The organism is Streptomyces sp. A0642, from assembly GCF_004795105.1.
In the GTDB taxonomy this organism is placed as follows: domain Bacteria; phylum Actinomycetota; class Actinomycetes; order Streptomycetales; family Streptomycetaceae; genus Streptomyces.
In genome coordinates, this window is sequence record NZ_SSBL01000040.1 from 18469 (window position 1) to 44458 (window position 25990).

The following is a 25990-nucleotide window of genomic DNA, read 5'->3' on the forward strand; positions in this document are numbered from 1 at the left end:
GCGGTGTCCGTGCGAGACGTCCTGGGCATCGCCGCGGACCGGCTGTGCGGCATCGGCGACGAGGCCGCCCCCGATCTCGCCGGCCAGCTGGCCATCCACCACGAACTGGGCATGGACGCGATCGAGCTGCGTACCGTCGACGGGCTCGGCCTGCACGATCTGCCCGCCGGTGACGCCGCCGACCTCGCCCGCCGCACCATCGTCGCCGGTCTGCGGGTGCCGGTCGTGGACACCCCGGTGGGCTCCTGGTCCACCACCGTGGCCACCGGCATGGACGGCGAGCTGGCGATCCTGGAACGCTCCGCCAAGGCGGCGGCCCTGCTCGGCTGCGACCGGCTGCGCGTCATGTCGTACCCCAACGACGGCCGGCCGGAGCGCGAGTGGCGCGTCGAGTCGCTGCGCCGGATGCGGACGCTGACCCGTGAGGCCGAGCGCCTGGGCGTGACGCTGCTGCACGAGAACTGCCAGGGCTGGGCCGGGCAGAGCGCCGCGCACACGGTCCACATGCTGGAAGAGGTCGCGAGTCCCCGCCTGCGGCTGCTGTTCGACACCGGAAACGGGCTCGCCTACGGCTACGACTCCCTGGACTTCCTGGAGCGGGTGGCCCCGTGGGTGGAGCACGTGCACATCAAGGACGGGATCCGCTCCGGCGGACAGGCCGAGTTCACGATGCCCGGCGAGGGCACGGCCCACATCACCACGTGCGTGCGGCTGCTGGAGGAGGACGGCTACCGCGGCTACTACAGCCTGGAGCCGCATCTGGCCCACATCCCGCACCTGGGCCTGTCGGGCGACCCGTCCGCACTCGCCGACGGCTACCGGGCCTACGCCCGGCGCTGTGCCGGACTGCTCGGCATCGACGCCGGCAGCCGTACGTACTGGGAGGAGAGCCACCATGGCTGAGACGGCCCGCACGACCCGCACGGACGGCGGCCTCGCGGCCGCGGACGTGGAGTGGCTGACCGAACTGATGGCCGTCGACTCGGTCTCGCCCCTGGAAGGCGGCCCCCTGGACGGGGCGGCCCGCGCGCAGCGGGTGTTCCTGGCAGGCGCCGCCGAGCGCGGCTTCCGCACCGCACTGCACCGCCCGCCCGCCCCCGAACTGCTCGACCGCCCCGAGGTGCCGGCCACGGTACGGGAGGTCGCCGGCCGCAACCTCCCGGCCTTCCTGGCCGGACAGCCCTCCGTGGTGGTCGCTCACGGGTCCCCGCAGCCGCAGGAGCGGCGCCTGGTCGTCAACTTCCACGTCGACACGGTCGGCCCGCACGTCCCGCCGCGCCTGGAGGGGCGCATGCTGCACGGCCGGGGCGCCGTCGACGACAAGGGGCCCGGTGTCGCCGCCGCGGCCGGGATCGCCGCCGCCTTCGCCGAGGACCCGTCGCTCGACGGCCGGATCGAGGTGCAGATCGCCTCGGTACCCGGCGAGGAGGGCGGCGCGATGGGCACCTACGGCACGCGTGCGCTGATCGACGCCGGGTACACCGGGCGCCTGATGGTGTTCGCCGAGCCCACGGGCAACACCTTCATGGACGGCTGCACCGCCGCGATGACACCGCGGATCACGGTGGCGGGCCAGGACTCGACCGACGACCACCCCGGGGACGGCCACAACGCCACCGTGCTGCTGGGGTTCCTCGCGGACTTCCTCGCCCGCCGGCTCGGCCCGCTCGCCCACGGCATGGGAGCCAAGCTCTGCGTCTCGGGCCTGCACACCGGCACCGCGCACAACCGGGTGTACGGCGGCGGGCAGCTGCTGATCAACATCGCCTATCCGGCGACCGAGCAGGCCGAACTGCTCGCCGCCTCCCTCGAAGTGCTGATCGAGGAAGCCCGCACCGAATTCGCCCATCTGCACGCCCACGACCCCTTCAGCCGCCGCACCGTGAAGGACTGGCGCCGGATCGTCCGCCTCGACTGGCTGAAGCAGGGGCTGCCCACCCTGAACAATCGCGACTCCGAAGCCGAACTCCTCCTGAGCGAGGCCGGATTCGTCCGGCACGACGGTCTCGCCGACGGCTCCGCGTTCACCTGTGACGCGATATGGGCGCCCGGCCCCGGCCGCTATGTCGTCGCCTGCGGACCGGGCCGCCTCGACGCCAACGGGGCCCACACCGCGGATGAGTTCGTGCACCTGGACGACCTCGACACGTACGCCCGGCGCATCAAGGACCTGGTGCACGCCTTCGCCGCGCACGTCGCCTGACCCCCGCCCGTCATTCCGTCATTCCGTCATCCCGTCACGAAACAGAGGACCTGCCATGACCGTCCGTGTTCCCCTCGCCGAGCTCACCACCTTCGTCCGCGACGTCCTCACGGAGTGCGGCCTGGACGACGAGTCCGCGCGCACCGCCGCCGACGTCATCACGTACGCCGACGCGAACGGCTTCACCACCCACGGCACGAACGGACTGGTGAACATCTACGCCCCCCGCCTGCTCGACGGCCGGATCGACGCCGGGGCCGCGCCCCGCGTCGTCCAGGAGACCGCCGGGGCCGCCCTGCTCGACGGCGACCGCGGGCTCGGCCTGGTCACGATGGACCTGGCCATGGACATCGCCATGGCCAAGGCGCGGCAGACCGGCATCGGCATGGTCGCCGTCCGCAACAGCACCCACTTCGGCAGCGCCGGCTACTACACGCAGAAGGCCGCGGCCGCCGGACTGATCGGCATCGCCATGACGAACTGCGGCGCGCAGGGCGTCGCCCCGCCGCTCGGCGGCACCGTGCGGATGCTCGGCACCAACCCGCTCAGCGCGGCCGTCCCGGTGACCGAGGGCGCGCCGTTCGTCCTCGACATGAGCACCACGGTGGTCGCCACCGGAAAGATCAAGGCCGCCCACCGGGAGGGCCAGGAGGTCCCGCAGGAGTGGCTGGTGCGCCATGACGGCACCCCGACCTCGGACCCGGCCGACTTCATGGCCGAGGAGGCGGACGTCGCCTGGCTCGGCGGGCCCGCGGCGACCGGCGGCGCCAAGGGCTTCGGACTCGCCCTGCTGGTGGACCTGCTGTGCGGCCCGCTCTCCGGCGCCGCGTACGGCCCCCGGCCCGGGGTCCTGAAGGGCGAGCCGGCCGGTGACGACAACGTCGGCCACACCGCCATCGTCATCGACCCCTCGGCCTTCGGCTCCGCCCGGGCCATCGCCGCCGAGAACCGCATCCTGCTCGACACCGTCGCGAACTCCCCGGCCGCCGCGTACGCGACGCGGGGTGTCACCTACCCGGGCGCCCCCGAGGCCCAGCGGTACGCGCAGTCGCAGCGCGACGGCGTCGAACTGCCCGGACCGGTGGCCGAGGGCCTGGCCGCGCTCGCCGAGCAGCTGACCGTGACCGCGCCCGCCGCGCTGACCGGGCGCAGCCTCCAGCCCGCCGCCTGACGCCCGAGCCGCACGACCATCCACGAAGCACTCGACCGGAAAGGACCGAACCGTCATGCGTATCGGAGTCATCGGAGTCGGCGTCATCGCCCCGTTCTTCCTGCAGGCCATCGAGGACGACCCGGAGCTGCGGCTGACCGCCGTCTGCGACCTCGACCAGAAGAAGCTGACCGGGTTCGCCCCGGGGACCGTCATGTTCACCGACCACCGCGAACTCCTCGCCTCCGGTCTGGTCGACGGCGTCGTCGTCACCCTCCCCAACCACGCGCACGCCCCGGTCGTGGCCGACGCCCTGCGGGCCGGCGTCCACGTCTGCTGCGAGAAGCCGCTGACCGTCCACGCCGCGGACGCGCAGCGCCTGATACGGCTGGCCGACGAGCACGCCACGACGCTGTTCACCGCCTTCCACCGCCGCTACAACACCCATGTGCAGGACCTCGCGGCCCGGCTCCCGGAGCCCCGGCTCATCTCGCACGTCACCAGCCGCTACCAGGAGAAGATCGAGGAGCACACCGGCGCCGACCGCTGGTACCAGGACCTCGACCGCTGCGGCGGCGGCTGCGTCATCGACAACGGCCCCAACGCCCTGGACGCCCTGGAGACCGTGCTCGGCCCGCTCACGCTGACCGACGCGACGATCGGCGAGGTCAGGGCCGGGGTCGAGTTCTGCGCCGAACTGAGCCTGGCCACCGCCGACGGCATTCCCGTCCAGGTCGACCTGGACTGGGCGCTGGAGACCGGTGAGCACAAGGACATCACCGTGCACCTCAAGGACGGCAGCGTCCTGTACGCGGACATGCTGGACGGCTTCGAGGCGTTCAAGTCCTCCCTGGACCACGAGTACGCGGGCATCATGGCCGACTTCCACCGGGTGGTGCGGGACGGGCGGAACGAGCCCGACCGCGGGCCGCACATCGTCGACCTGGTCGAGGAGGCGTACGGCATCGGCCGGACCAAGGAGCAGCGGCTGCGCATGTCCTCCAAGGAGCCGGTTTCGGCCCATCTCGTGAAGCTGCTGTTCCACCGCCGGACGGACCGCGGGATGCGGCTGTCGCCCTGGCAGTCGCGCTGCGTGCGGGCCGGCGACGTGCACGAGCTGGTCACCACCACCGACCTGCCCTCCGCCACCGGCGATCGCGTCGACCACGTCGGGTTCCTGGGCTTCGCCGAGTTCCCCACGGGCACGGTGATCGACCGGGGCGACGTGGTCTCGGGCCCGCACGGGCCGATCGGAAGAGTGGCCGGATTCGACGAGTGCCACGCGCCCAACCACTACAACATCCTCATCGACACCGAACGCGTCCTCACCGCCGAGGACCTGGACCTGCATACGCTGGACACCCTCACCTTCTCCGGAGGAACCCGATGACCACCTTCCGCAAGGTCGCCGTGACACCCGAGGCCCGCGCCCTGGTGCCCGGTGTCCAGGTCCTGACCCTGGAGGCGCAGATCCCCGCCGCCGGCCCCGCGCCCGCCGACGAGGTCTGGGCCGAGGCGCACGCCCGGTGGACCGGGGCGAGCCGTGCGGAGGTGCGCGCGGCCCCGAACGTCGCCGCCTACCGGGAGTTCAGCCGCATGATCGGCAGCCACCCCGACAAGCGGCCGCCCTCCGTGCAGGCACTGATCGACCGAGGGCTGCGGGCCAAGCCGCTCGGCGCGTGGCCGAAGATCAACCCGGCGGTCGACGCGGTCAACGCGGTGGCGGTGCGCGACCTCGTCGCGCTCGGCCTGTTCGACCGGGACATGCTGGAGGGCCAGGTGACGCTCCGGCTGACGGACGGCACCGAGGAGTTCACCGCGCTCGGCGCCGACGGGCCGGTGACCCTGGAGGCGGGCGGGCTGGTGCTCGCCGACGAGAAGCGCGTGCTGTCGCAGTTCGCCCACCGGGACGGCGTGCACCAGGCGGTGTCCGGGGAGACCCGCCGGGTGCTGCTGCTGGCCTGCGCGGTGCCCGGCGTCGACGAGGACACCTGCCGGGACGCGCTCCTGGCGGCGGCCGGGCTGCTGGGCGGGACCGCGCGATAGCGGTCCCGGGGCTCCTCCGGGGCACGCGGTCAAGTGGTCCGCCGGCACCCCGGAACAGTGGACTGCCTGGCGGGTACGGGCTGTTGGTTGGCTGGACTCACGTCGCTGACCGACCCACGTACCGAAAAGAGACCGCCCACGATGACCATGACCGCCCTCGCGCCCGCCGCAGCACCGCCCCGGGCGGTCGCCGCACCCCTGCGGGTGACCGTGACGCGCACCCCGCTGCCGCCGCACGCCCCGCTCGCCCTGGGCGCCGAACTGCGCCGGCTGCTCGGCGAGGACCAGGTGTTCCTCTTCGAGAGCCTGGCCGGCCCCGACGAGGACTGCCGTGTCGCCGCTGTCGGCGCCGAGGCGCTGGCCCGGATCACCGTGCGCGACGGGCGGATCGGCCTGGACGGGCTGCCGGAGCTGGTGGAACGGCTGCGCCCGCTCGCCGACCGCGCCCGCGGGAGTGTCCGCCGGCTGCTGGAGGCGGTGAACGGGGCCTTCGCCGTGGACACCGACGTACCGCTCGATGCCTACGCCTTCGGATTCCTCGCCGTGTTCGGCTACGAGGCCGCCTGGCACCTGGAACAGCTGCCGCCGCGCGCCCCCGGCGACGACCCGGAGATCACCCTCACGCTCTTCCGGCACGTCGTCACGTACAACCTGGCCACCGGTGAGAACCATCAACTGCACTCCTCCGCACCGGAGTTCGGCGGTCCGGGCGTACTGGGCGACGATCTCTCCGCGCTGGTTCACACCCTGCCGGACGAGGCCGCGGCCCCCGTGCCGCCCGCCCCCACGCCGTACGCCGTGCACCGCACCGTCCGCCGCGAGGAGTTCACCGAGCGGGTGCACCGCTGCCTGGAGCACATCAGGGCGGGCGACGTCTACCAGATCCAGATCGGCCACCGCATCGAGGTGACGACGCCGCTGCCGGCCATCGACGCCTACCGGCGGCTGCGCCGGAGCAACCCGTCGCCGTACATGTACCTGGTGCCATGGGCGGGCCGCACGCTCGTCGGGGCCAGCCCCGAGCTGCTGCTGCGGATCGAGGGCCGGAGCCTGGCGATGCGGCCCATCGCCGGAACCACCGCGCGGGCCGCCGACCCCGCCGAGGACGCCCGCCGCGTCGCCGCGCTGCACGCCGACGAGAAGGAGCGCGCCGAGCACGTCATGCTGGTCGACCTGTGCCGCAACGACGTGGCCAGGGTGTCCGTGCCGGGCACCCTCGCGGTCGAGTCGATGATGGCCGTCGAGCACTTCGCCCAGGTCCACCACCTCGTCTCCACGGTCCGCGGCGAGCTCGCCGACGGCGCCGACGTGTGGTCCGCCCTGCGCGCCACCTTCCCCGCGGGCACCATGACCGGCGCGCCGAAGGTCCGGGCCATGGAGCTGATCCAGGAGATCGAGGGCCGGCCGCGCGGCGCCTACGCGGGCGCGCTGGGCCTCATCGACGTACGCGGCCACGCGGCGACGCTCGCCCTGTGCATCCGCACCGCCGTCCACGACCCCGCCACGGGCACGTACGCGCTCCAGGCGTCCGCCGGCGTCGTCGCCGACTCCTCGGCCGACGGCGAATGGCGCGAGACGCTGATCAAGATGAGCGCGGTGTACGCCGCCCTGACGGGCGAGGGGCTGACGGCATGAGGATCCTGCTCGTCGACGCGCGCGACAGCTTCGTCCACATCATCGACCACTACCTGCGGGAGCAGGGCGCCCACACGGAGATCGTCACCGCACACGCCCACTCCCCGGCCGAGCTGGCCGCCCGCCGCCCCGACGCGGTGGTCCTCGGCCCCGGCCCCGGCCACCCGGCCGACTCCGGCCATCCGGAGCTCGTACGCCACTTCGCGGGCCGCGTGCCCCTGCTCGGCATCTGCCTGGGCCACCAGGCCATCGGGCTCGCCTACGGCGGCCGGATCGAGCGCGCGGCACGCACCGTGCACGGCAAGACCAGCCGCCTCGACCACGACCGCGCCGGGCTCTTCGCCGGTCTCGCGGACCGCACCGAGGTCACCCGCTACCACTCCCTGGCCGTCGCCGACCCGTTGCCCGCCGAGCTGATGGTGACCGCGCGGGCCCGGGAGGACGGCTGCGTCATGGGGCTGCGCCACCGCCGGCTGGCCGTCGAAGGCGTGCAGTTCCACCCCGAAAGCATCACCACGCGCACCGGATCCGCCTTCATCGCCAACTTCCTCGAAGGGATACAGCCATGGCCGACCACGGTCCCTGGGCCTCGATAGCCGCCCTCAACGGCTCGGAGCGCCCCGACGGGCTCACCGGGCGGGTGCTGCGCATGCTGGCCACCCAAGCCGCCGAGCACGGTGTCCATCTCGATGTGATCCCGCTCGCCGAGTACGACATCGGTCCCTGCGGGCCGTGCGGCGACTGCAACACCCGGCCGCTGCCCTGCGCCCAGGCCGACGATGTGCCCGCCCTGGTGGACCGGCTGGTCCGGGCCGACGGGGTCCTCTACGCGGCGCCGGTCCACGGTTTCGGGCTGGCGAGCGTGATGCAGAACTTCATCGAGCGGGCCGGGGTCGGGCACCTGCGCTTCGACCGCCCGCTCGCCAACAAGGTGGCCGGAGTGGTGGTCACCGGACGCCGCTACAGCCACGACCGGGTCTACGGGCAGCTCATCGACAACGTCCTGCTCAACCGGATGATCGTGCCGGGCAGCGGCTTCCCCGCCTTCGTGCACGACCAGTTCGCCCCGGGCGAGGACCTGGAGGGCCTGGCCGCCGCACGCGGACTGATCGACCGCATGATCGACCTGCTGCGCCTCCTGCTTCTGCCGCACGGCGGCCGCGGCGACACCGCGCGCCTGCTGTCGCTGCCCCGCAACGAAAGGGCCGGGCTGCTCAGCCCCACGGGGTGAACAGCCCGGCCCCGGGCCCTTCCGTCCGGATCATGCGGGGCTCACCCGAACGAAGGGCCCGCCCAACACTTCAGCGGGCGGGCGGCGCCAGCGGACCCGCCACGTGCCGTCCGCCGATCAGCACCGACCTCAGCGCCCCCTTGTCCTGGAGCACCGTCAGGTCCGCCGCCGGGTCGCGGTCCCACACCACCAGGTCGGCGAGGCGGCCCGGCGCCACCACCCCGGCGTCCGCACCGCGCCCGGCCAGCTCGGCCCCATGGGCGCAGGCCCACTTCAGGACCGTCTCCGGCGGGATGCCGGCCCGCTCCACGTACATCACGAGCTCGTCCGCGTACGTGCCGTGCGGGGTCCAGGCGAAACCGAAGTCGTCACCCGGCACGATCTTCAGGCCGCGGTCCTCGGCCAGCGGCAGGAACCGCAGGGTGTTCTCGATCTCGTCCCGGAAGTCCAGCGACTCCAGATAGTCGGGAGCCTTGCCGAACCGCTCCCCGAGGGCGAGCAGCCGGTCGGGCTGGAACAGGCTCGGCACCACGAACACTCCCCGCTCGGCGATCTCGTCGAGCGCCCGGTCGTCCGCGTACGTGGCGTGGTCGATGACGTCGACGCCGGCGGCCAGCGCGTTGCGGATGCCGGCCAGGCCCCGGGAGTGGGCCCGCACCCGGGCGCCGCGCCGGTGCGCGGTCTCTACGACCTGGGACAACTCCTCCCGGCTGAAGAGGAGTTCCTCGGAGCGGGCGTTGGGGAAGGTGTCGTCGCCGGACGAGAAGACCTTGATGATCTCCGCGCCTTCGTCGATCTCCTCCTCGGTGTACTTCACCAGATCACCGAGGACGTCCACGACCGGCATCAGCTCGCGGGGCATGCGCTCCTTGAGCTCGGGCGAACGCCGTCCGGGCGGGCCCGACACCATCAGGTCGCGACTGCACGGGGTGATGCGCGGTCCGGCGATGACGCCGGCCTCGATGGCGTTCTTCAGCGCCATGTCGATCCCGGCGACCGATCCCGCGCCGACGAACGCCGTGTACCCGCAGGTCAGCAGGTCCGCCGCGTGCCGTGCGGCATGCAGGGCGACCTCGGGCACCCGGTACTTGAACAGCGTCTCGCGGCCGTTGGTGACGTTGACGTACGCGATGTGGGTGTGCCCCAGCGTCATGCCCGGCAGCACCGCCGCCCCGGCCAGGTCCCAGCGGACGAAGTCGCCCTCGGCCGGGGCCTCGCCGGCCGGCAGCACGGCCTCGACGCGGTCGCCGTTCACCAGGACGGACCGGGCCGGCAACGAGGCACGGCCCAGACCCTCCTGGACGGTGACGTCGTGCAGCAGCAGTCGTCGGTCAGTGGTCACGGTCGGCTCCCCAGAAGCTGTCGGGCGGAATCGGTGCGGCCCAGTACCGCGGGCCCGAACACCATCCACACCATGGGGACGCCGGGCCGGGAGACCTGGAACTCCAGACGGTGCGCCGCGCGCCCCGGCTCATTGGTGACGGCGGCGTCCGCGCGTCCCTCGGTCACCAGCTGGGCCGCGTGCATGGTGGACTCGGCGGGCACCCACGCGATGTCGTAGCCGCCCCGGCCGCCCTCGGCGCCGTCGAGCAACTCCACCAGGCGGCGCGTCTCGTGCAGGGTCGCCAGCCGCAGGACCCCCTCCCGCAGTCCCCGTGCGGGGGAGGCGATGCCGTACTCCGGGGTCGGCGTCGAGAAGGTGGCGTCCAGGCGCAGCCGGGGTGACCAGAAGAAGCGCGTCGCGCATTCGGCGGCCCCCGGCACCAGGGCGTAGGACGGTCCGCCGCGGCTGCCGACGGCCGCGAGCAGCTCCTCGAAGGAGTCGTACGGCACGGGCTCCACGACGGGTCCGCCGAGGTGTGCCAACCGGTACCCGAGGCGGTCGAGGGCGACCATCGAGGTCGTGCCCTCCGGGCCGAGGGTGCCGACCCGCAGGGTGCCGGGCCGCAGCAGCGGCGAGTGGGGTATGCGTGCGGGCTCCCACAGGATGGGGAACGGTGTCGTGTCGGTGTCGTGGCCGCGGACGCCGTCACCGCGGAACAGGGGCTCGGTCATGCGCGGTGCCCCCGGGCCCCGGCGAGCCGGCGGGCGGCTGCCGTCTCGTGGTCGACGGCGGTGCGCCGGTCGTGGATGCGCGCCGCCTTCCAGCTGACGAACGCGCCGGTCGTGGTGACCGGGTCCAGCTCGTCCGGCACCTCCACCCGGCAGCGCACCCCGAGCGCGTCGGCGACTCGCGCCGCGTGCGCGGCCTCGAGCCCCGGTTCGGGGCCGTCGGGCAGATCGAGCCGGACGGTGATCAGGTCCTCGCCGTCCTCGGCCCGGTCGATGACGACCTGGTAGCCGAAGCTGTGGTCGATGCGCCGCAGGACCGCCTGCTCGACCTGCCAGGCCTGGAAGCTGTGCCCGCCCAGCACGATCCGGTCGCGGGTGCGTCCGACGACCCGCATGACGGGGCCCTGGATGCCGCAGCCGCACGCGTGGGAGGAGAGCTCGACCAGGTCGCCGGTGCGGTAGCGGATCAGCGGCTTGATGCCGTCGATCAGCATCGTGACGACGAGCTCGCCGGTGCCCCGGTCGCCGAGTGCGGCGCCGGTGTCCGGGTCGACCAGCTCGGCGATGTAGTTGGGCCGGGCCAGATGGAGCCGGCCGCGGGCGCAGGCCGAGGCGATGACCAGGGTCTCCTGGGAGCCGTAGAGCGCGTTGTACGTCCGGACGCCCCAGGCCTGGTCGATCTGGCGGGCCAGGTCGGGGGTGCACATCTCGCCGGTGACCAGGAAGACCTTCACGGCGAAGTCGCGGCGCGGATCGAGCCCCTGCTCTCGGGCGGCGCGGGCCAGCGAGAGCGCCACGTTCGGGGTGCAGAACACCACGTCCAGGGCCAGGTCCCGCATGAGCTGGAGCGCCTTGGGGAATCCGATGACGGGGGAGTACGGCCAGATCTTGGCGACGGCCGATCCCACGTTGCGGGCCACGTCCCCGAGGGTGTCGCCGAGCGAGTGCACCTCGGTGGGGCCCATCACGCCGACGCGCGGGGCCCGGTCGCCGAAGACGTCCGCGAAGATGTTCCGCCAGCTCTCCGTCACATGGGCGTTGGAGGCGATCACCTCGCGCGGGTCGCGCGGACACGGGGTGGCGGGGCCGGTCGTGCCGGTGGTCTCGTAGAAGAAGCACGCCTCGTCGAGATCACGGCTGAGGACATCGGACATCGCCGTGCGCAGATGGTCCTTCGTGGTGAAGGGCAGCGAGCGCACGTCCTCCAGGGTGAGCCGGGCGGCCGGCACGCCGGCCAGGTGCCGGGCGTAGAACGGCGAGCCGTCCTGGGCGAGCGCGACGACCTCGCGCAACTGCCGCTGCGCCCAGGTGCGCCACTCGTCCTCGCCGAGTTCCCCCGCGGTGTACCGGTCGTGCAGGGTCAGATAGCGCTCTATGAAGTCGCGGTGCTTCCCGGAAGCGGGCAGCCACATGGATCCCCCAGGTGATTCGGCGGGTGCGGTGGACGTCGGTGCCGTGCACCAGGCGGGTGGCCCGGGTGCGCCCGTACGCGTCCGGCAAAACGGCTCTCCGATAGTGCGGGCCGCACCGATGCGCCCTCAATCCGCCTTAGGAGGCACCGCGTTCACTCTTGGTGGCAGCGCGGCGGGGCCGCGGCGCTCATGCCGCCGCCTTCGCGGCGGCCACGAACTCCCTGATCAGACCGGGATCCTTGACGCCTCGGGTGCGCTCGACGCCGCTGGAGACGTCCACGCCCCAGGGCCGCAGACCGGTGACCGCACCGGCGACGTTGTCCGGGGCCAGGCCGCCCGCCAGGAGCCACGGACCGGTGGGGGGGACGCCGAGCGCGGAGGGGTCCCAGCGCTCGCCGGAGCCGGGCCGGGGCGAGTCGATGATCAGCAGGTCCTCGCCGTACGCCCCGGTCTCCAGCGGCGCCCCGCCCCCGGGAGAGGTGGCCCGGATCAGCCGGAACCCGTCGGCGCGCAGCGCGGCGAACGCCTCCGGGGGCTCCGCCCCGTGCAGCTGCACGGTGTCGACGCCCGCGTCGGCGGCGGCCCGGCGCACCTCGTCGAGCGGCTCCCCGCGGAACACCGCGACGGTGGCCGTCCCTTCGGGCACCAGGGCGGTCAGCGCGCGGACGGCGGCCGGGTCGATCCGGCGGGGGCTCGGCGTGAGGACGAAGCCGATCGCGTCGGCCCCCGCCTCGACGGCGGCCGCCACGTCCTCGGGGCGGCTCAGGCCGCACACCTTGATGTACATGTCTTCTCCAGGATCCGGAACGGGGACGTTCATGGTGCCAGGGCCGTCGCCGCTCATGACCGGACGGCGGTGCGCGAGCACAGGAAGGCCAGTGCGGCCACGGTCAGGCCGCCCGCCGTCAGGGCCAGTGCGGCCCGCGGACCGGCGGCGGTCGCGAGCAGCCCGCCGAGCAGACCGCCCACCGGGATCACCGCCCAGGTGAGGAACCGGAAGGTGGCGCTGACCCGGCCGATGAGCTCGGGCGGCACGGTCGCCTGGCGCAGGGTGATCGAGTGGATGTTGAAGATCGCGATGCCGAAGCCGTTGAGGACGTAGCCCGCGCCGAGGAGCACGTAGCCGAGTCCGCTGCCGGAACCGGGCGCGAGCGGCAGCAGCAGCGTCGCCGAGGAGGCCACCACCATGCCGGCGACCATGGCGCGGCCCACCCCGAGCCGCTTCCCGAGCCGGCCCGCCGACAGGGCGCCGCCGAACGCGCCGATGCTGCCGACCGCGATGACGATGCCGAGCCCGGCCGGCCCGAGGTGCAGGACGCGGATGCCGTAGAGCGGGAAGACGACGAGGACGACGTCCCAGAGCAGGTTGTACAGGGACGCGTGCAGCATGATCACGCGCAGCAGCCTGCTGTTCAGCGTCATGCGCAGACCCGCGGCGATCTCCTTGCGCACGGAGGGCCGGGCGCCGGCCGCGCGGACCGGCCGCGTCTCCGGCGTACGGATCCGCAGCAGCATGGCGGCGCCGAAGAGGTAGCCCACGCAGTCGACCAGGATGGCCACCGGCGCGGTGAGCGCCTGGATCAGCGTCCCGCCGAGGCCCTGCCCGGCGGTCTCCGCGACCGACCGGCTGGCCTGCAGTTTGCTGTTGCCCTCGACCAGCTGCTCCTTGGCCACCAGCGAGGGCACGTACGCCTGGTACGCCACGTCGAACAGGGCGGTGAGCACCCCGGTCGCGAACGCCACCGCGCACAGGGCCCAGACGCCGAGACCGCCGAGCCAGGCGAGCAGCGGCACCGCGGTGAGGATGGCGGCCCGCCCGAGATTGGCGGTGATCAGCAGCGGACGGCGGCGCACCCGGTCGGCGAGCACCCCGGCGAACAGGGTGACGCACAGCACCGGGAGGTACTGGGCGCTGTTGAGCAGCCCCAGCTGGGCGGGGCTCGCGTCGAGCAGCACGATCGCGGTGACCGGCAGGGCCAGTTCGGTGACCCGGGAGCCGAGCAGCGAGACGGTCTGTCCGGCCCAGAGCTTGCGGAAGTCGCGGTGGTGCCACAGTCCGCGGGGCGGTTTCGGGGCGTCGGGCCCGGCCCGGTCGAGAAGCTCAGCCGACGACATGGACTGCCTCCCGGACCGCCGGTCCGCCCGCGCCGTCGGGCCGCTCGTCGAGCGGGTGCCAGTCGAGCCGGTAGGCGGCGAGCGTCTGCCGGATCGCCTCCTCGACCACGGCCGAGCGGTCGGCCCGGTAGCGGAACGTGCCGGCGGTGTGCACGGCGCCGCCGTTGCCGCTGAGCACCGTGCCCGGCGGCGGCAGCGTCTCGGAGCAGAGCGCGGGCACCCGGCCCGCCAAAGAGGTCACGGCGTCCACGACGGCGGGGCGCACGGGCGGCTCGGGCATCATCAGGTACCCGGCGACCGGGCCGTCCAGGTCCATCGGCGCGATCGTGAGGTCGTCGCCGAGCTGGACCCGTGCGGAGGCGGCGACGAGGTCGACGCCGTACACCTCCTCCCAGATGACCCGGACCTGACCGCCGCCGGCCCGGGCCCCGATCTCCAGGAACACCAGCTCGTCGCCGTCGCCCGAGGGCCGGGGCGCACGGAAGACCTCCAGGTGGAAGACGTCGTCGGTGAGGTCCAGGGCGGCGCACACGCGCTCGGCGAAAACGGTCACCCGCCGCTCGAAGTCCGGGTCGTCGTTGGCGACCGAGCTGAAGGCCGTGCCGGTCGCGAAGTCGAGGCAGCTGCCGCCGCAGCGCCAGGCGCGCGAGGTGAGGAGTCGGCCGGCCTGCACCACCCCGTCGATCTGGTAGAGCGCCCCGTCGATGAACTCCTCGCACTGGGCGTCGGCGAGGTCGGCGCCGTCCAGCAGGTCCTCCAGCCGGTCCTCGGAGCGCACGACGTGCACCCCCTGGCTGTCGGCGCCCGCGCGCGGCTTCAGGACGAACGGATAGCCGTTGTGCGCGGCGAACTCCCGTACGAGGGAAGCGGTCGGCGTCTCCCGGAAGGCGGGCACCCGCAGCCCGGCCGCCGCGACCAGCCCCTTCATCACGACCTTGTCCCGCACGGCGGCGACCTCGTCGGGCCCGCGTCCGGGGATGCCGAAGTGCCGGCGGATCTCGCCCGCCGGCTCCAGGTCGAACTCGGAGAGCGCGAGGACGTGCGTGAACGGGCCGTACAGCCGGACGAGTTCGCCGGTCTGCGCCAGGACCTCCGCCGTGTCCGAGAGATCGGACAGCACACGGATGTCCTCGGCCAGCTCCGCGTCGAGCGGCGGCCGGCCGGCGGCGGTGGTCAGATAGGCGACGCGGTCGGCGGTGTGGTCGATGTAACGGTGGTACTCGGCGAAGGAGTTGGTCCAGCGGTTGAGGATCAGGACATGGCGGTTCATCGGCTCTCCGGATGGATCGTGGACGGTACTGCGGACGTCTCAGCTGAAGGGTCACGGCGTGTCCCGCGGATGGCTCAGCTGAAGGTCACGGCGTTCTCGGCGCGGCGCAGTACCCGTGCCGTCTCCCGGTACGAGGCGCCGGCGGCGAGCACGTAACCGAGCCGGCCCGCCGAGCTGCCGGGGTCCGGCAGGGCACTGCCCGGCGGCAGCAGAACACCTATCTCCCGCACCCGCGGATCGGACTCGAGCACCGGGTCGACGCGGAACTCGCGGTAGGTGTCGAGACCGGGCCGCAGGAAGTAGCGGATGCCGGCCCGGGCGCCGGTCCGGGTGGCGGCCGGCTGGGGGTTGGGCAGGCCCAGGTAGCAGCGGAGCATGATCTCGTACAGATCGTGGCCGCAGGCGAGGCGCAGCAGGTCGGGGATGCGGTCGCCGGGCAGCCGGGCGGCGACCTCCATGAGCAGGGGGCCGCGGGCCGACATCCGCAGCTCGGCGTGGAACGGTCCGATGCCGAGCGCGACGGCGGCCAGGACGCGCGAGATGTAGGTCCGGATCTCCTGGGCCGCCGGCGTCTTCAGCTGGGCCGGCACGATGTGCCCGACCTCGACGAAGTGCGGTTCCGCCCCGAGGATCTTCTCGGTGATGCCGAGGATGTGCACCCGGCCGTCCTCGACGTACCCCTCGACGCTGTACTCCGGCCCCTCGACGTACTCCTCGACGAGGACCAGTCCCAGACCGCCGTGCGACCCGTCGGCCCGGCCGGAGCGCAGGGCCCTGCGGAACGCCACCACGGCCTCCGCCTCCGAGCCGGCCCTGCGGACGTCGAGGCTTCCCGACTGGTCGACCGGCTTGACCACACAGACCGGCCCGAGCTCCGCGTAGGCGGAGGCCGCGGCCCGGGCACCGGAGACGATCCGGTAGCGGGGCTGGTCGAGCCCCGCCGCGTCCACGGCCCGGCGCATCCGGTGCTTGTGGCGCAGCGGTTCCACGCCCTCCGGGTCGATGCCGGGCAGGCCGAGCGCGGCCGCGGCGTGGGCGGCGAGCGAGACGAAGTGCTCGAAGCCGGGCAGGACCGCGTCCAGCGGGGTCTCGGCGTGCAGGTCGTGGAGGAGGGCGAGCACGGCGGCCCGGTCGGAGGTGTCGGCGGTGATCACCCGGTCCGCCTTCGCCGGGGCGGTGCCGGGTCCGGTGCCGGCGCTCAGGACGAGGACGGTGTGCCCCAGTTCGTGGGCGCGGGTGACCAGTTCCAGTCCGGAGGAGCGGGGCTCGATGATCAGAACGGTGCTCATGCTGCTTCCTGCGGGGCCGGGGTGCCGGAGTCCGCGAACGCGGCGGCGCGGGCGGTGTCGAGGAGTTCCATGGACTCCAGGTGCAGGGCGAGGTCGCTGCGCGGCGCCGGGGCCTCGCCGCGGAAGTGGGCGTACGCCTGCTCGATGAACCGGGTCAGCGGGGCGTCCTGGACGACCTTGCGGACCGGGCGTCCGGCGATGCGGACCTGACCGAAGTCGTCGTCGCCGGAGACGGGATAGTCGGCCACGAGGGTGCCCTCGGTGCCGTGGATGTGCAGCCGGCGACGGCGTACCGGCGAGGCCAGATCGGTGTACAGCGTGGTGCGCGCGCCGGAGGTGTGCCGCAGGGTGACCTCGGCGCCGCCGAGCCGGGCGAGCCGCCCGGTCGGCAGCGGCAGGTCCCAGCCGCGCGAACCGGTCACCTCCGCGACGGACCCCGCCAGATGCAGGGCGAGCAGCAGCTGGTGCGGCAGCTCCACCTCGAAGGCGCTGCCGTGGCCCCGGGTCTGCAGCGAACGGCGGAAGCGGGGCTTGCTCTGCTCCATGTGGTACGAGACCGGCTCGCCGATCGTCCCCGAAGCGACGAGCTCCTCGGCGGCCTCGGTGACCCGGCTCGCGGGCCAGACGCTCATCGGCAGCACCATGGCCCCGGTGGCCTCCACGAGGTCCACCAGATGGGCGGCCTCCTGCACGGTGTGCGCGATCGGCTTCTCCAGGATGAACCGCTGGGCCCCGACGCGCAGGAGCTGCTCCAGGCAGTCCCGGTGGGCGTCGGGCGGCACCGCCACATGGAAGACGGCGTCGGCCACCCGGTGGCCGGCCGCCCACAACGCCGTCACGGCGCTCCGGACGTCCGGCACCCACTCGCCTCCCGCCACCTCGGCGGGGCGTGGATCGACGGCGATCACCGTCGACCGGCCGCCGGTGATGTCCCGCAGCGCGCGATGGTGGAGATCGCGGCCCGCGTGTCCGTATCCGACGATGACGGAAGGTGAATTGCCTTTCTTCCTCATCTGTTTACCGCCCTTCGCTGTCGTAGTGAAAGGAGCTTCGCAGTGGGCCGGGAGATGCTGCCAGGCCAATTCTCCGGACCGCCGGCGGACCACTTGGAAAGGTGTGCCGCACCCCGTGATGCCCCTTAAGGAACATGGCCGGCCGCCGAGGTGGTACCGGTCGGGCCGCCCGGTGAACAGGCATCGTGGATAGGCTCGTTCGGCGTATTCGGAATTGCGGAACTCATTCAATTCATCTGCTGAAGGAGTCAATTGATGAGCCTCGAAGGCCGGGCTGCCCTGGTGACCGGTGGATCCCGCGGCATCGGGCGGGCCATCGCGCTCCGTCTCGCTGCCGACGGAGCCGCCGTCGCCGTGAACTACCGCTCCCGCAAGGACGAGGCCGAGCGCACGGTCGAGGACATCACCGCCCTGGGAGGGCGGGCGATCGCCCTCCAGGCCGACGTGTCGGACGCGGACGCCGCCCAGCGGCTGGTGGACGAGACCATGGCCGGCCTCGGCGGGCTGCACATCCTCGTCAACAACGCCGGAGTGGCGCGTGACGGCCTCATATTCGACCAGTCGCCCGAGGACTGGTGGGACGTACTCAAGGTCAACGTCGGCGGCGTCTACCACTGCACCCGGGCCGCCGCCGGCCACTTCATGTCCCAGCGCGACGGCAACATCATCAACATCTCCTCCGTCATGGGCGAGGGCGGCTGGGTCGGCCAGTCCAACTACTCCGCCTCCAAGGGGGCCGTCAACGCCTTCACCCGGGCCGCCGCCATCGAGCTGGCCCGTTTCGAGGTCCGGGTCAACGCGGTCCTCGCCGGGTTCACCGCCACGGACCTGATCGGCGGACTGCTGGAGAAGGACGGCGGCAAGGCGATCAAGCGGCAGCTGCCGCTGCGCGACTTCGCGACGCCGGAGCAGGTGGCCGGCGCGGTGTCCTTCCTGGCCGGCGAGGACTCCGCGTACATCACCGGCGAACTGCTGCGCGTGGACGGCGGCTGGGCGAGCCAGCTCGGCCTGGGCCGGGCCAAGTAGCGGTCTCGCACCGCTCGAAGCGGAACCGAGGAAGCCCCGGGGAGATGCTCCCCGGGGCTTCCTCGTGGTTCCTGGCATCAGCCGGTCCGTTCCGGTCCGCGCCTCAGCCGATCCGGGCCAGCCCGCGGGCGCCCTGCCGGCCGGAGCCGCGGGAGACGGCCAGGGGGTCCCAGCCCTGCCCGCGCTCCGGCAGCAGGTCCGGGTCGCCCAGGAGCGCGCCCCGGTGCACCTCCGCCATCAGGCCGCGGCCCAGGAGCTGTCCGGCCAGGGCCATACCGCCCGCCGCGGAGCCGGTGATACCGGTGCCGTGCCGGGTGTTGGTCCCCACCATGTGGAGGCCCTCGATGCTGGTGCGGGTGTCGGGGCGGCTGCCCGTCCCGCCCCACTCGGCCAGCCCGTACGGCGTCCCGCCGGTCGCGAGCGTGTACCGCTCGTGGGTGATGGGCGTCGCCGTCTCCAGGTGCACGATGTGCTCGCGGAACGGGCCGAGCGCCTCCTCCGCCGTGCTCAGCATGGCCTCCGTCAACTCGGCCTTGCGCCGCTGGTAGCCGTCGTTGCGCCGGTAGCGCTCACCGGCGGCCGGACCCGTGTTCACCCCCCAGTACTCGTATCCGGGCGGACACAGCGTCATCACCTGGAAGTTGCTGTGCCCGGGCGGGCAGACGGCCGCGGTGCCCGGGTCCTTCAGCGAGGCGAACGACGCGAACAGGAAGGGCACCGGGCTGATGGTCTCCTTCGCCACCTGCTCGTAGTAGCTCTCGATGTCGTCGTCCCGGTACCACCACAGATTGGCGTTCGGGCGGGCCGGCAGCTCCTTGTCGGTCGCGATGTACAGCGTCGCGAGCGGCAGCGCCATCTTCGCCTGCCGGGTCCGCGACACCACCCTGCGGCCGAAGTGCTCCTCGCCCACGAGGTCGAACACCGTCCGGGAGTAGTCCGCGTTCGACACCACCAGCGGAGCGCGGTGGACGTCGCCGCCCTTCATCCCCACGCCGGTGACCTTGCCGTCCTCGACGAGGATGCGCTCCACCCGGCTCTTCGTCCGCAGCTCCCCGCCGTGCGCCTCCAGCGCCTCGACCAGCGCGGCCGCGAGCACCTGGCCGCCGCCCTCGGGGTAGTAGGCGCCGCGCAGATAGTGATCGGTGACGGCCGCGTGGGTGGAGACGGTGGCCTGGCGCGGCCCCATCCCGTAGTTGGGCGACTGGGCGGCGAGGACGGTACGGGCCCGGGGGGCAAGCCCGCAGTGGTCGAAGAGCTCGGCGAGCGTACGACGGCCCCACTCGGCGGTGACCGGCGTGCGCGCCATCAGATCGGCCAGTGACGGCTCACCGTCCGACAGCATCATCGAACGGGTCTCCGCGGCGACCGCCTCGCAGATCCGGGTGAACCGCTCGATGCCCTCGCGCTGGTCCGGCAGCGCCGCCGTGACCCGCTTCGTGTACGCCTCCCAGCCCACGGGCACGTCCACGGTGAGACCCGGCAGGACGATCCGGTCGAAGCCGTCCCGGTCCATCTCCCGGTAGGTCACCCGTCCGTCGAGCCCCAGACCGGAGAAGATCGCCGGCAGCACCCCGCCGGGCCCGCAGTCGCCCAGGTAGTGGACGCCCACGTCGAACTCGTAGGCCCGGCGGCGGCGGAAGACATGACTGTTGCCCCCCGCCACGTCGTGCTGCTCCAGTACGAGGACGCGCCGGCCGCTCACGGCCAGGTACGCCGCACACACCAGGCCGCCCATGCCGCTGCCGACGACGACGGCGTCCCACTCATCCCGCTTCACCATGCAGCTCAACCGTCCTCTTGTTGTAGGCGGGACCCAGGTCCCTGTAGGCGGGGCTCAGACCCGCTCGCGCACGACCAGCGCACCGGCGTTGCCGTCATGGCCGACCGAGGTGATCAGACCGATGCGGGGTCCCCGGCCTCCCGGCGTGTCCTGCCAGCGGGCCAGGAGCGCCGCGAGCTGCATGGCGCCGCCGGCGCTGTACGTCTCGCCCAGCACCTCGGTCACCCGCACGGGCTCCGGCAGCCGGCCCAGCGCGAGCCGCACGGCGCGCTCCTCCACCCGGTCGAGCCCGATGTGGTCGCCGGCGCCCAAAGACACGTCGGCCACGTCCTCGGCCGCCACCCCGCTGCGCTCCAGCGCCCGGGTGATCGCGGCGACCAGGCCGTTCGTCAGGCCGCGGCGGACGCCGGCCTGCTGGTGGACCCCGGTCCAGCCGTGGAACCCGACCTCGCAGGCCAGCAGTTCCGCGAGGACCGGTTCCCCGGGGGTCTCCTCGGCCCGGACGACGAAGACGGCGCTGCCCTCGCCGACCGGAGCGGCCTCCCGCAGCGTCCCGGCGTGGTGCCAGGCCCAGGCCGCCGGGGCGCTGAGCTCCTCGGCGCCGCCGACGAGCAGCTCCTGCGCACGCCCCGCCGCCATGGCGAGCCTGGCGTGCCGGAAGGCGTACAGGCTGGCGCTGCGGCCGCCGGCCACCGTGGCGTTCAGGCCCTTGAGCCCGTGCCGGATGGCCATCTGCCCGGCGCTGCAGTTCATGACGCTGCCCGCGAACTTGCCCGGGTTGATCAGATAGGGCTTGTCCAGGGTGAGGGTGTCGTACAGCAGGTCGGAGTACCCCGCGATACTGCCGGTGTTGGTGGCCAGCACCACACCGGTCCGCGCCGGCTCCGTACCGGCCGCGGCCGGTCCCGCCGCTTCGAGCGCCTGCTTGCAGGCGACCAGGCTGAGGCCGGCGAGCCGGTCCAGGTTCTTGGTGCCCTTGCGCCCCAGGTGGTCGGCGGCCTTGAAGCCGGCGACGGGCCGGACGGGACGCGGCGGGTAGGCCGCGTCCTCTTCGACGACGGCCTCGGGCACGGAGTCCCGGCCCAGCGCTCCGGCCAGGGGCGCCAGCCCGTAGCCCGCGCTGGAGACCACTCCGACGCCGACGACCGGCAGGGGCTGCACGGGCGCGGCCGTGGTCACAGGTACCTCCCGAGGATGGTGATGACGTTGTTGCCGCCGAAGGCGAAGCCGTGGTTCTGGACGATCTCCACCCGGGCGTCCCTGCCCCGGCCCGGGACGCAGTCCACGCCGGGCCCCAGCTCCGGGTCGGTCTCGACCAGGTTCGCGGTGGGCGGCAGGAACCCCTGCTCCAGGGCGGCGCAGCAGGCGATCGCCCCGAAGCCGCTGGCCGCGCCCATGGTGTGGCCGAGCATCGACTTGATCGAGCTGATCGGCGGCAGCCGGTCACCGAAGACCTGGCGGACCGCCCGCACCTCCGTCGCGTCGTTGGTCGGCGTCCCGGTGCCGTGGGCGCAGATGTAGTCGATCTGCTCGGGGACCACGCCGGCGTTGCGGTGGGCCGCCTTGATGCAGTCCGCGATGCTGGTGGCGTCCGGGTGCACCATGTGGGAGGCGTCGCAGTTCGCGGCGTACCCGAGCACCTCGGCGTAGATACGGGCCCCGCGGGCCAGCGCGTGGTCGAGGGGTTCGAGCAGCAGCGCAGCCCCGCCCTCGCCCGTGATGATGCCGGAACGGTTCGCGTCGAACGGCTGCGGCAGGTCCTCGGCCATGGCGCCCAGGGCGTAGAACCCGGCGTGGGTCAGCCGGTTCACCGAGTCGGCGCCACCGGCCAGCATGAAGTCGGCCTCGCCCAGGCGCACCATGTCGAAGGCGTACCCCAGCGCGTAGTTGCTGGCCGAGCAGGCGGTCGGGATGGTCTGGGCGTCGCCGCTCAGGCCGAGTTCGGCGTTGACGGCGCCGGCGATCTGGCCGGCGGGCAACTGTCCGACCAGGCGCGGTTCCAGGCCCTTCAGGCCCTGGTCGACCCACTGGCCGCCCAGGCTCTGGGCCACCGCGGACTCGCCGCTGGTGGTGCCCATGATCGAGCCGGACCGGCCGGCGGAGAGCACCTGGGGGTCGATGCCGGAGTCCTCGACCGCCAGCCGGGACGCGGCGGCGGCGAGCAGCCCGCTGCGGCCCCAGCGGTCGGGGTCGAGGTGGTGGAGGAGGGCGGCCGGGTCGAAGTCGACCTCGGCGGCCTTGCGGCTGGGGAAGGGAGTGGCGTCGAAGCTGCGGGCCGGCCCGATGCCGACCCGGCCCGCCCGGAGGGAATCGGCGAAGTCCCGCACGCCGATTCCGACCGGGCTGACCGCTCCGAGCCCCGTGATGACGACTCGGCGCAAGGTCGGCTCAGGCATTCCGCGCGCATCCCTCGACGGCGAGGAGCAGCGCGCGGAGCGAGGTCAGGGACTCCAGCTCCTCCTTGGGGAGGACGAAGCCGAGCTCCTTCTCTATGCGGGAGACGACGGTTATCAACGTGAGCGAGTCACTGTCGTAGTCGTCGATGAACAGGCCGTCATCGGTCAGCTCACCGTCTTCCAGTTCCAGCTCCTCGTTGACGATGTCGCTGACGCGGCTGCGCAGTTCGGCGTCCAGTTCCACGGTCTGCACGGTCATGATGGATCCTTTCGTAAGGAAGAACGTGAAGGGGTGTTGCACCGGGTCCCGCAGGACGGGCCGTACGGGTCAGACGGCGGCCGGGGTCGGCGGCACGAGGGTGATGGCGCCGATCTGCGTCAGCAGCAGCAGGTCCTGGCGGAAGCCCCAGTGCTCGACGACCTTGCCGTTCTCGATCCGGTAGATGTGGGTCTGCTCGACGTCCACGTCGCGCCCGCTCGGGGCGAAGCCGAGGAAGTCACCGGTGTGCTTGCCGGTGAAGCGCAGCCGCAGAACGGCGCGGTCGCCCTCGGAGAAGCTGTCCAGGTGCTCCCACTTGGCGCCGGCGAAGGCGCTGTGCACCCAGCGGGCGGTGCCGAGGTAGCCGTACGGGCCGTTCGGGACGCCCGCCTGCGCCTCGTAGTCGACGAAGTCGTCCGCGACGTACTTGAGGGCGGCTTCCTCGCTCAGGTCGTTGAAGATCAGGCCCATGTTGATGGAGAGGTCGAGTGCTTCGCTGCTCATCTGATGCTCCTCAAATAGTGGGGTGGGGAGGGAAACCCGGGGAGAGACCCCGGAAATCTGTCGGCCGAGGGCCGGGCGGGCCGGCTCAGTGCCCGGCGCCCAGGCCCCCGGTGACCGGGATGACCCCGGCGGTCACGTACGAGGCGTCCTCGCCGGCCAGGAAGCGCACGGCGGCGGCCACCTCCTCGGGGGTGCCGGTGCGGGCCAGCGCGGTCCTGGCCAGGGCGGCCTTGCGGCGCGCGTCGGTGACGTGCTCGACCATGTCGGTCTCGATCATTCCGGGGGCCACCACGTTGACGGTGACGTTGCGCCGGCCCAGCTCGATGGCGAGCGACCGGGCGAAACCGATCAACGCGGCCTTCGCCGAGGCGTAGTTGGTCTGCCCCGGGGCCCCGGACATGCTGTTGATGGACGACATGTAGATCAGCCGGCCCCAGCGCGCCTTGATCATCGCCGGGACGACCTCGCGGGTGACGGTGACGGCGGCCTGGAAGTTGGTCTCCATCACGTCCCGGAAGTCCTCCTCCGGCATGCCGATCAGCAACTGGTCGCGGGTGATGCCCGCGTTGGAGACCAGCACCTCGACGGCGCCCTGCTGGATGGACACCTCCTCGACCGCGGACCTGACCTGCTCGGGGTCGGTCACGTCGCACCGCACGGCGAAGAAGCCGGGCGGAGGTTCGGTGCTGTGGTAGGTGACGGCGACCTTGTGGCCCTCGGCCGCCAGGGCCCGCGCGGTGGCGAGCCCGATGCCCCGGTTTCCGCCGGTGACGAGTACGGAGCGGCTCATATGCACTTCCTCCTGGTGGGGTGCCGCAGGCCTTCCGGCCGGGGCCGGACCGCGGTCGGGGTCGGGGCCGGGCCCGTGGGACGACGCCTCACGAGACGCCTTCCCACAGGGATTCCAGCTGGGCGCCGGCGGTCTCGGCGTCGGTGAACAGCACCGACTGCCAGCCGGCCGCCTCCGCGCCGGCACAGTTCTGCGCCATGTCGTCCACGAGCACACAGCGCTCGGGGGAGACGCCCGCCCGCTCCGCGGCGAGCGCGAACATGGAGGGCGACGGTTTGCGGTGACCGACCTCGAAGGAGAGGATCACGTCGTCCCACAGCCCGTCGGGCTCGATCATGCGCCGCCAGTACGGGTCCCAGGCGGGCACCATGTTGGAGAGCATCCCGACGAACGCCCCGCGCTCGCGCGTCTTGCGCAACTGGGCCACCCAGGCGTGATTGGTCTCCCGCCCGTCGAACCAGGCGTCCGCCATCGTGGTGAGGCGGAGCGTGACCCCGTGCTCGGCCTCCAGCACGTCGCCGATCTCCTGGAGCCACGCCTCCTCGGTCACCACCGGGGTGTCGATCGGCTCCATGATGTCGGTGGTGCCGTACCGCGCGGTGACCGTGGCCAGGGCCCGGCCCAGGACCTGCTGGTCGAGGCCCAGCGAGGCGCAGAACGTCTTCATGGTGTGGGCGAGCGGAGGGGTGAGGACCCCGCCGAAGTCCGACCAGACGGCCAGTCGGGGTGGTGTGGTGTCAGACATGCCAGACCTCACGATCCGTGGAGGTGGGAGACGTCGGCGACGGTGACGGTGAGCTCCGCTATCTCCTGCGCGTCCTGGAGGAAGCGGACCCGTACCACGTGCGACCCGGCGCCCGCGGTGACCGGCGTCGCGGTCGCGGTCAGGGGAACGTCCAGCTCGGCGAAGCGCCCGAAGCCGCCCTCGTACCCGATGGCACAGAGGTCCGCGGAGCCGGCCCCCGCCGCAGCGTCCGTCTTCGACCCCGCGGTCAGCAGCGCCAGCTGGCGCGCCGCCTCCACCAGGGTCATCGCCGGCAGATGGTCGTAGACGTGGTCGAACAGCGCCGGGTTGTCGAAACGCGGAGCGACCCGCGCCGTGACGGAGTCCGCGCCGAACCGCGGTTCGGCCAGCACCACGTTCAACGGGTTGTCCCGGCCCACCAGTTCGGGCGCCACACGCCCGGTCTCGCCCGGCACCTCGGTGAAGTCCGAGCTGAGCGGAGCCGGTGTGCCGCGCTGCGCGTGGCGCAGGATCTCGTTCTCGTCCCCCTTGAGGAAGAGCACGTCCATGGAGTGGTCGCCGACGTGCACGTCCCCCATGTAGATCCGCTGCTCCAGCCGGCCCTTGCGGTAACGCCCGCTGTGCCGGGCGGTCTTGCCGAAGAAGTCGGTGTCGACCCGCGGCGGCCCCGGCTCCCCGCCGATCCGCAGCGCGTGCAGATTCCGCAGGGAGAACTGGAAGGCGTGCACGATGGCCATGGTTCCCGCCGGCACTCCGGCGTTGGTGTGCGAACCGGCGATCGCCGCCTGCCGCCCCGCCTCCAGCAGCAGCAGGGAGTCGTGCAGCTTCGGCCGCTGCCGGTGGTCGCTGTAGTAGAGGTGGGTGAGCGGCAGATGGATGCCCGCGGTCACCGCCATCGGCCGCAGACTCCGGACGTCCGTGACGAAGACCTCGGAGATCGCGGAACGGTGGGCGAGGGAGCGCTCGATCGTGCGTCCGTACTCGACGGCAGGGGCCACGGACGTCGTGGCGTCTTCCAGCACCTGGGTGGTCATCGGTTCCTCCGAACCAGTTCTCGGGGTGATCTGCCGGGGG

At 72.8% G+C, this 25990-nt stretch carries 25 protein-coding genes; 9 read left to right on the forward strand and 16 right to left on the reverse strand.

The genetic code is table 11. The features are described from left to right. Positions 1–3 precede the first annotated feature (3 nt). The 8 genes from E6R60_RS34435 (at position 4) to E6R60_RS34470 (ending at position 8265) form a co-directional block, all read left to right on the forward strand. Positions 4–903: a sugar phosphate isomerase/epimerase family protein gene (locus E6R60_RS34435; RefSeq protein ID WP_136330660.1), complete on the forward strand. Its 900-nt coding sequence runs from the start codon at positions 4–6 to the stop codon at positions 901–903. Continuing rightward, positions 896–2203 (forward strand): M20/M25/M40 family metallo-hydrolase, encoded by a 1308-nt coding sequence (locus E6R60_RS34440; protein ID WP_136330661.1) that lies wholly within the window; start codon positions 896–898, stop codon positions 2201–2203. Before E6R60_RS34435 ends, E6R60_RS34440 begins: the two co-directional genes overlap by 8 nt. Positions 2204–2258: 55 nt before the next feature. After that, positions 2259–3374, forward strand: a complete 1116-nt coding sequence (locus E6R60_RS34445) for an Ldh family oxidoreductase (RefSeq protein ID WP_168713734.1) — start codon at positions 2259–2261, stop codon at positions 3372–3374. Between the two features lie 55 nt (positions 3375–3429). Continuing rightward, positions 3430–4743 (forward strand): Gfo/Idh/MocA family oxidoreductase, encoded by a 1314-nt coding sequence (locus E6R60_RS34450; protein WP_136330663.1) that lies wholly within the window; start codon positions 3430–3432, stop codon positions 4741–4743. Next, the gene (locus E6R60_RS34455) at positions 4740–5399 is read left to right on the forward strand and encodes a phenylalanine--tRNA ligase beta subunit-related protein (protein WP_136330664.1); all 660 of its coding nucleotides are present in this window, start codon (positions 4740–4742) and stop codon (positions 5397–5399) included. Before E6R60_RS34450 ends, E6R60_RS34455 begins: the two co-directional genes overlap by 4 nt. 141 nt (positions 5400–5540) lie before the next feature. After that, positions 5541–7034 carry an anthranilate synthase component I family protein gene (locus E6R60_RS34460; RefSeq protein WP_240802802.1) on the forward strand — a complete coding sequence of 498 codons (1494 nt, stop codon included), beginning with the start codon at positions 5541–5543 and terminating at the stop codon, positions 7032–7034. Further along, complete coding sequence (locus tag E6R60_RS34465) at positions 7031–7630, forward strand: aminodeoxychorismate/anthranilate synthase component II (protein ID WP_136330665.1); 600 nt, start codon at positions 7031–7033, stop codon at positions 7628–7630. The genes E6R60_RS34460 and E6R60_RS34465 overlap by 4 nt, the downstream gene beginning before the upstream one ends. Beyond that, entirely contained in the window at positions 7600–8265 is a 666-nt protein-coding gene (locus E6R60_RS34470; protein WP_136330666.1) for an NAD(P)H-dependent oxidoreductase, read from the forward strand. Before E6R60_RS34465 ends, E6R60_RS34470 begins: the two co-directional genes overlap by 31 nt. Before the next feature lie 70 nt (positions 8266–8335). Here the strand turns inward: E6R60_RS34470 and E6R60_RS34475 are convergent, their stop codons facing one another. The 8 genes from E6R60_RS34475 to E6R60_RS34510 all read right to left on the reverse strand — a co-directional run bounded on the left by E6R60_RS34475 (position 8336) and on the right by E6R60_RS34510 (position 17416). Continuing rightward, positions 8336–9607, reverse strand: a complete 1272-nt coding sequence (locus tag E6R60_RS34475; protein WP_136330667.1) for an amidohydrolase family protein — start codon at positions 9605–9607, stop codon at positions 8336–8338. After that, entirely contained in the window at positions 9604–10320 is a 717-nt protein-coding gene (locus E6R60_RS34480; protein WP_136330668.1) for a prephenate dehydratase, read from the reverse strand. Before E6R60_RS34480 ends, E6R60_RS34475 begins: the two co-directional genes overlap by 4 nt. After that, positions 10317–11729, reverse strand: a complete 1413-nt coding sequence (locus E6R60_RS34485; RefSeq protein WP_136330669.1) for an AMP-binding protein — start codon at positions 11727–11729, stop codon at positions 10317–10319. The genes E6R60_RS34480 and E6R60_RS34485 overlap by 4 nt, the downstream gene beginning before the upstream one ends. Before the next feature lie 187 nt (positions 11730–11916). Beyond that, positions 11917–12516 (reverse strand): phosphoribosylanthranilate isomerase, encoded by a 600-nt coding sequence (locus E6R60_RS34490; RefSeq protein ID WP_136330670.1) that lies wholly within the window; start codon positions 12514–12516, stop codon positions 11917–11919. 53 nt (positions 12517–12569) lie between these two features. Then, on the reverse strand, positions 12570–13844 hold the full coding sequence (locus E6R60_RS34495; RefSeq protein WP_136330671.1) for an MFS transporter: 1275 nt from the start codon (positions 13842–13844) through the stop codon (positions 12570–12572). Beyond that, positions 13831–15114, reverse strand: a complete 1284-nt coding sequence (locus tag E6R60_RS34500; protein ID WP_136330672.1) for an ATP-grasp domain-containing protein — start codon at positions 15112–15114, stop codon at positions 13831–13833. Before E6R60_RS34500 ends, E6R60_RS34495 begins: the two co-directional genes overlap by 14 nt. Before the next feature lie 74 nt (positions 15115–15188). Continuing rightward, entirely contained in the window at positions 15189–16403 is a 1215-nt protein-coding gene (locus tag E6R60_RS34505; protein WP_136330673.1) for an ATP-grasp domain-containing protein, read from the reverse strand. Beyond that, positions 16400–17416 carry a Gfo/Idh/MocA family oxidoreductase gene (locus E6R60_RS34510; protein WP_136330674.1) on the reverse strand — a complete coding sequence of 339 codons (1017 nt, stop codon included), beginning with the start codon at positions 17414–17416 and terminating at the stop codon, positions 16400–16402. The genes E6R60_RS34505 and E6R60_RS34510 overlap by 4 nt, the downstream gene beginning before the upstream one ends. A 255-nt stretch (positions 17417–17671) precedes the next feature. Here E6R60_RS34510 and E6R60_RS34515 point away from each other — a divergent pair, with 255 nt between their 5' ends. After that, positions 17672–18442 carry a 3-oxoacyl-ACP reductase family protein gene (locus tag E6R60_RS34515; RefSeq protein ID WP_136330675.1) on the forward strand — a complete coding sequence of 257 codons (771 nt, stop codon included), beginning with the start codon at positions 17672–17674 and terminating at the stop codon, positions 18440–18442. A gap of 103 nt (positions 18443–18545) precedes the next feature. Here E6R60_RS34515 and E6R60_RS34520 read toward each other — a convergent pair whose 3' ends face one another. The 8 genes from E6R60_RS34520 to E6R60_RS34555 all read right to left on the reverse strand — a co-directional run. Then, positions 18546–20222: an NAD(P)/FAD-dependent oxidoreductase gene (locus E6R60_RS34520; protein WP_168713735.1), complete on the reverse strand. Its 1677-nt coding sequence runs from the start codon at positions 20220–20222 to the stop codon at positions 18546–18548. A 54-nt stretch (positions 20223–20276) separates the two neighbouring features. Continuing rightward, positions 20277–21401 (reverse strand): beta-ketoacyl synthase N-terminal-like domain-containing protein, encoded by a 1125-nt coding sequence (locus E6R60_RS34525; RefSeq protein ID WP_136330676.1) that lies wholly within the window; start codon positions 21399–21401, stop codon positions 20277–20279. Continuing rightward, entirely contained in the window at positions 21398–22618 is a 1221-nt protein-coding gene (locus E6R60_RS34530) for a beta-ketoacyl-[acyl-carrier-protein] synthase family protein (RefSeq protein WP_206309594.1), read from the reverse strand. The genes E6R60_RS34525 and E6R60_RS34530 overlap by 4 nt, the downstream gene beginning before the upstream one ends. After that, positions 22611–22877 (reverse strand): acyl carrier protein, encoded by a 267-nt coding sequence (locus E6R60_RS34535; RefSeq protein ID WP_136330677.1) that lies wholly within the window; start codon positions 22875–22877, stop codon positions 22611–22613. The genes E6R60_RS34530 and E6R60_RS34535 overlap by 8 nt, the downstream gene beginning before the upstream one ends. A 69-nt stretch (positions 22878–22946) precedes the next feature. Beyond that, entirely contained in the window at positions 22947–23381 is a 435-nt protein-coding gene (locus E6R60_RS34540) for an ester cyclase (RefSeq protein WP_136330678.1), read from the reverse strand. 85 nt (positions 23382–23466) lie between these two features. After that, on the reverse strand, positions 23467–24171 hold the full coding sequence (gene fabG, locus E6R60_RS34545) for a 3-oxoacyl-ACP reductase FabG (RefSeq protein WP_136330679.1): 705 nt from the start codon (positions 24169–24171) through the stop codon (positions 23467–23469). An 88-nt stretch (positions 24172–24259) separates the two neighbouring features. Next, entirely contained in the window at positions 24260–24916 is a 657-nt protein-coding gene (locus E6R60_RS34550) for an HAD-IA family hydrolase (protein ID WP_136330680.1), read from the reverse strand. A gap of 8 nt (positions 24917–24924) precedes the next feature. Continuing rightward, positions 24925–25990: AfsA-related hotdog domain-containing protein (locus tag E6R60_RS34555; protein ID WP_206309595.1), on the reverse strand; the 1066-nt coding region annotated here is incomplete at its 5' end.

What these genes read in the sequence shown, in the direction of transcription:
- E6R60_RS34510 (WP_136330674.1), bottom strand. Translation starts at nt 17,416, where the DNA reads ATGAGGAAGAAAGGCAATTCACCTTCCGTCATCGTCGGATACGGACAC.
- E6R60_RS34495 (WP_136330671.1), bottom strand. Translation starts at nt 13,844, where the DNA reads ATGTCGTCGGCTGAGCTTCTCGACCGGGCCGGGCCCGACGCCCCGAAA.
- E6R60_RS34485 (WP_136330669.1), bottom strand. Translation starts at nt 11,729, where the DNA reads ATGTGGCTGCCCGCTTCCGGGAAGCACCGCGACTTCATAGAGCGCTAT.
- E6R60_RS34505 (WP_136330673.1), bottom strand. Translation starts at nt 16,403, where the DNA reads ATGAGCACCGTTCTGATCATCGAGCCCCGCTCCTCCGGACTGGAACTG.
- E6R60_RS34465 (WP_136330665.1), top strand. Translation starts at nt 7,031, where the DNA reads ATGAGGATCCTGCTCGTCGACGCGCGCGACAGCTTCGTCCACATCATC.
- E6R60_RS34440 (WP_136330661.1), top strand. Translation starts at nt 896, where the DNA reads ATGGCTGAGACGGCCCGCACGACCCGCACGGACGGCGGCCTCGCGGCC.
- fabG (WP_136330679.1), bottom strand. Translation starts at nt 24,171, where the DNA reads ATGAGCCGCTCCGTACTCGTCACCGGCGGAAACCGGGGCATCGGGCTC.
- E6R60_RS34530 (WP_206309594.1), bottom strand. Translation starts at nt 22,618, where the DNA reads ATGCCTGAGCCGACCTTGCGCCGAGTCGTCATCACGGGGCTCGGAGCG.
- E6R60_RS34470 (WP_136330666.1), top strand. Translation starts at nt 7,600, where the DNA reads ATGGCCGACCACGGTCCCTGGGCCTCGATAGCCGCCCTCAACGGCTCG.
- E6R60_RS34480 (WP_136330668.1), bottom strand. Translation starts at nt 10,320, where the DNA reads ATGACCGAGCCCCTGTTCCGCGGTGACGGCGTCCGCGGCCACGACACC.
- E6R60_RS34460 (WP_240802802.1), top strand. Translation starts at nt 5,541, where the DNA reads ATGACCATGACCGCCCTCGCGCCCGCCGCAGCACCGCCCCGGGCGGTC.
- E6R60_RS34455 (WP_136330664.1), top strand. Translation starts at nt 4,740, where the DNA reads ATGACCACCTTCCGCAAGGTCGCCGTGACACCCGAGGCCCGCGCCCTG.
- E6R60_RS34550 (WP_136330680.1), bottom strand. Translation starts at nt 24,916, where the DNA reads ATGTCTGACACCACACCACCCCGACTGGCCGTCTGGTCGGACTTCGGC.
- E6R60_RS34540 (WP_136330678.1), bottom strand. Translation starts at nt 23,381, where the DNA reads ATGAGCAGCGAAGCACTCGACCTCTCCATCAACATGGGCCTGATCTTC.
- E6R60_RS34535 (WP_136330677.1), bottom strand. Translation starts at nt 22,877, where the DNA reads ATGACCGTGCAGACCGTGGAACTGGACGCCGAACTGCGCAGCCGCGTC.
- E6R60_RS34500 (WP_136330672.1), bottom strand. Translation starts at nt 15,114, where the DNA reads ATGAACCGCCATGTCCTGATCCTCAACCGCTGGACCAACTCCTTCGCC.
- E6R60_RS34515 (WP_136330675.1), top strand. Translation starts at nt 17,672, where the DNA reads ATGAGCCTCGAAGGCCGGGCTGCCCTGGTGACCGGTGGATCCCGCGGC.
- E6R60_RS34490 (WP_136330670.1), bottom strand. Translation starts at nt 12,516, where the DNA reads ATGTACATCAAGGTGTGCGGCCTGAGCCGCCCCGAGGACGTGGCGGCC.
- E6R60_RS34450 (WP_136330663.1), top strand. Translation starts at nt 3,430, where the DNA reads ATGCGTATCGGAGTCATCGGAGTCGGCGTCATCGCCCCGTTCTTCCTG.
- E6R60_RS34520 (WP_168713735.1), bottom strand. Translation starts at nt 20,222, where the DNA reads ATGGTGAAGCGGGATGAGTGGGACGCCGTCGTCGTCGGCAGCGGCATG.
- E6R60_RS34445 (WP_168713734.1), top strand. Translation starts at nt 2,259, where the DNA reads ATGACCGTCCGTGTTCCCCTCGCCGAGCTCACCACCTTCGTCCGCGAC.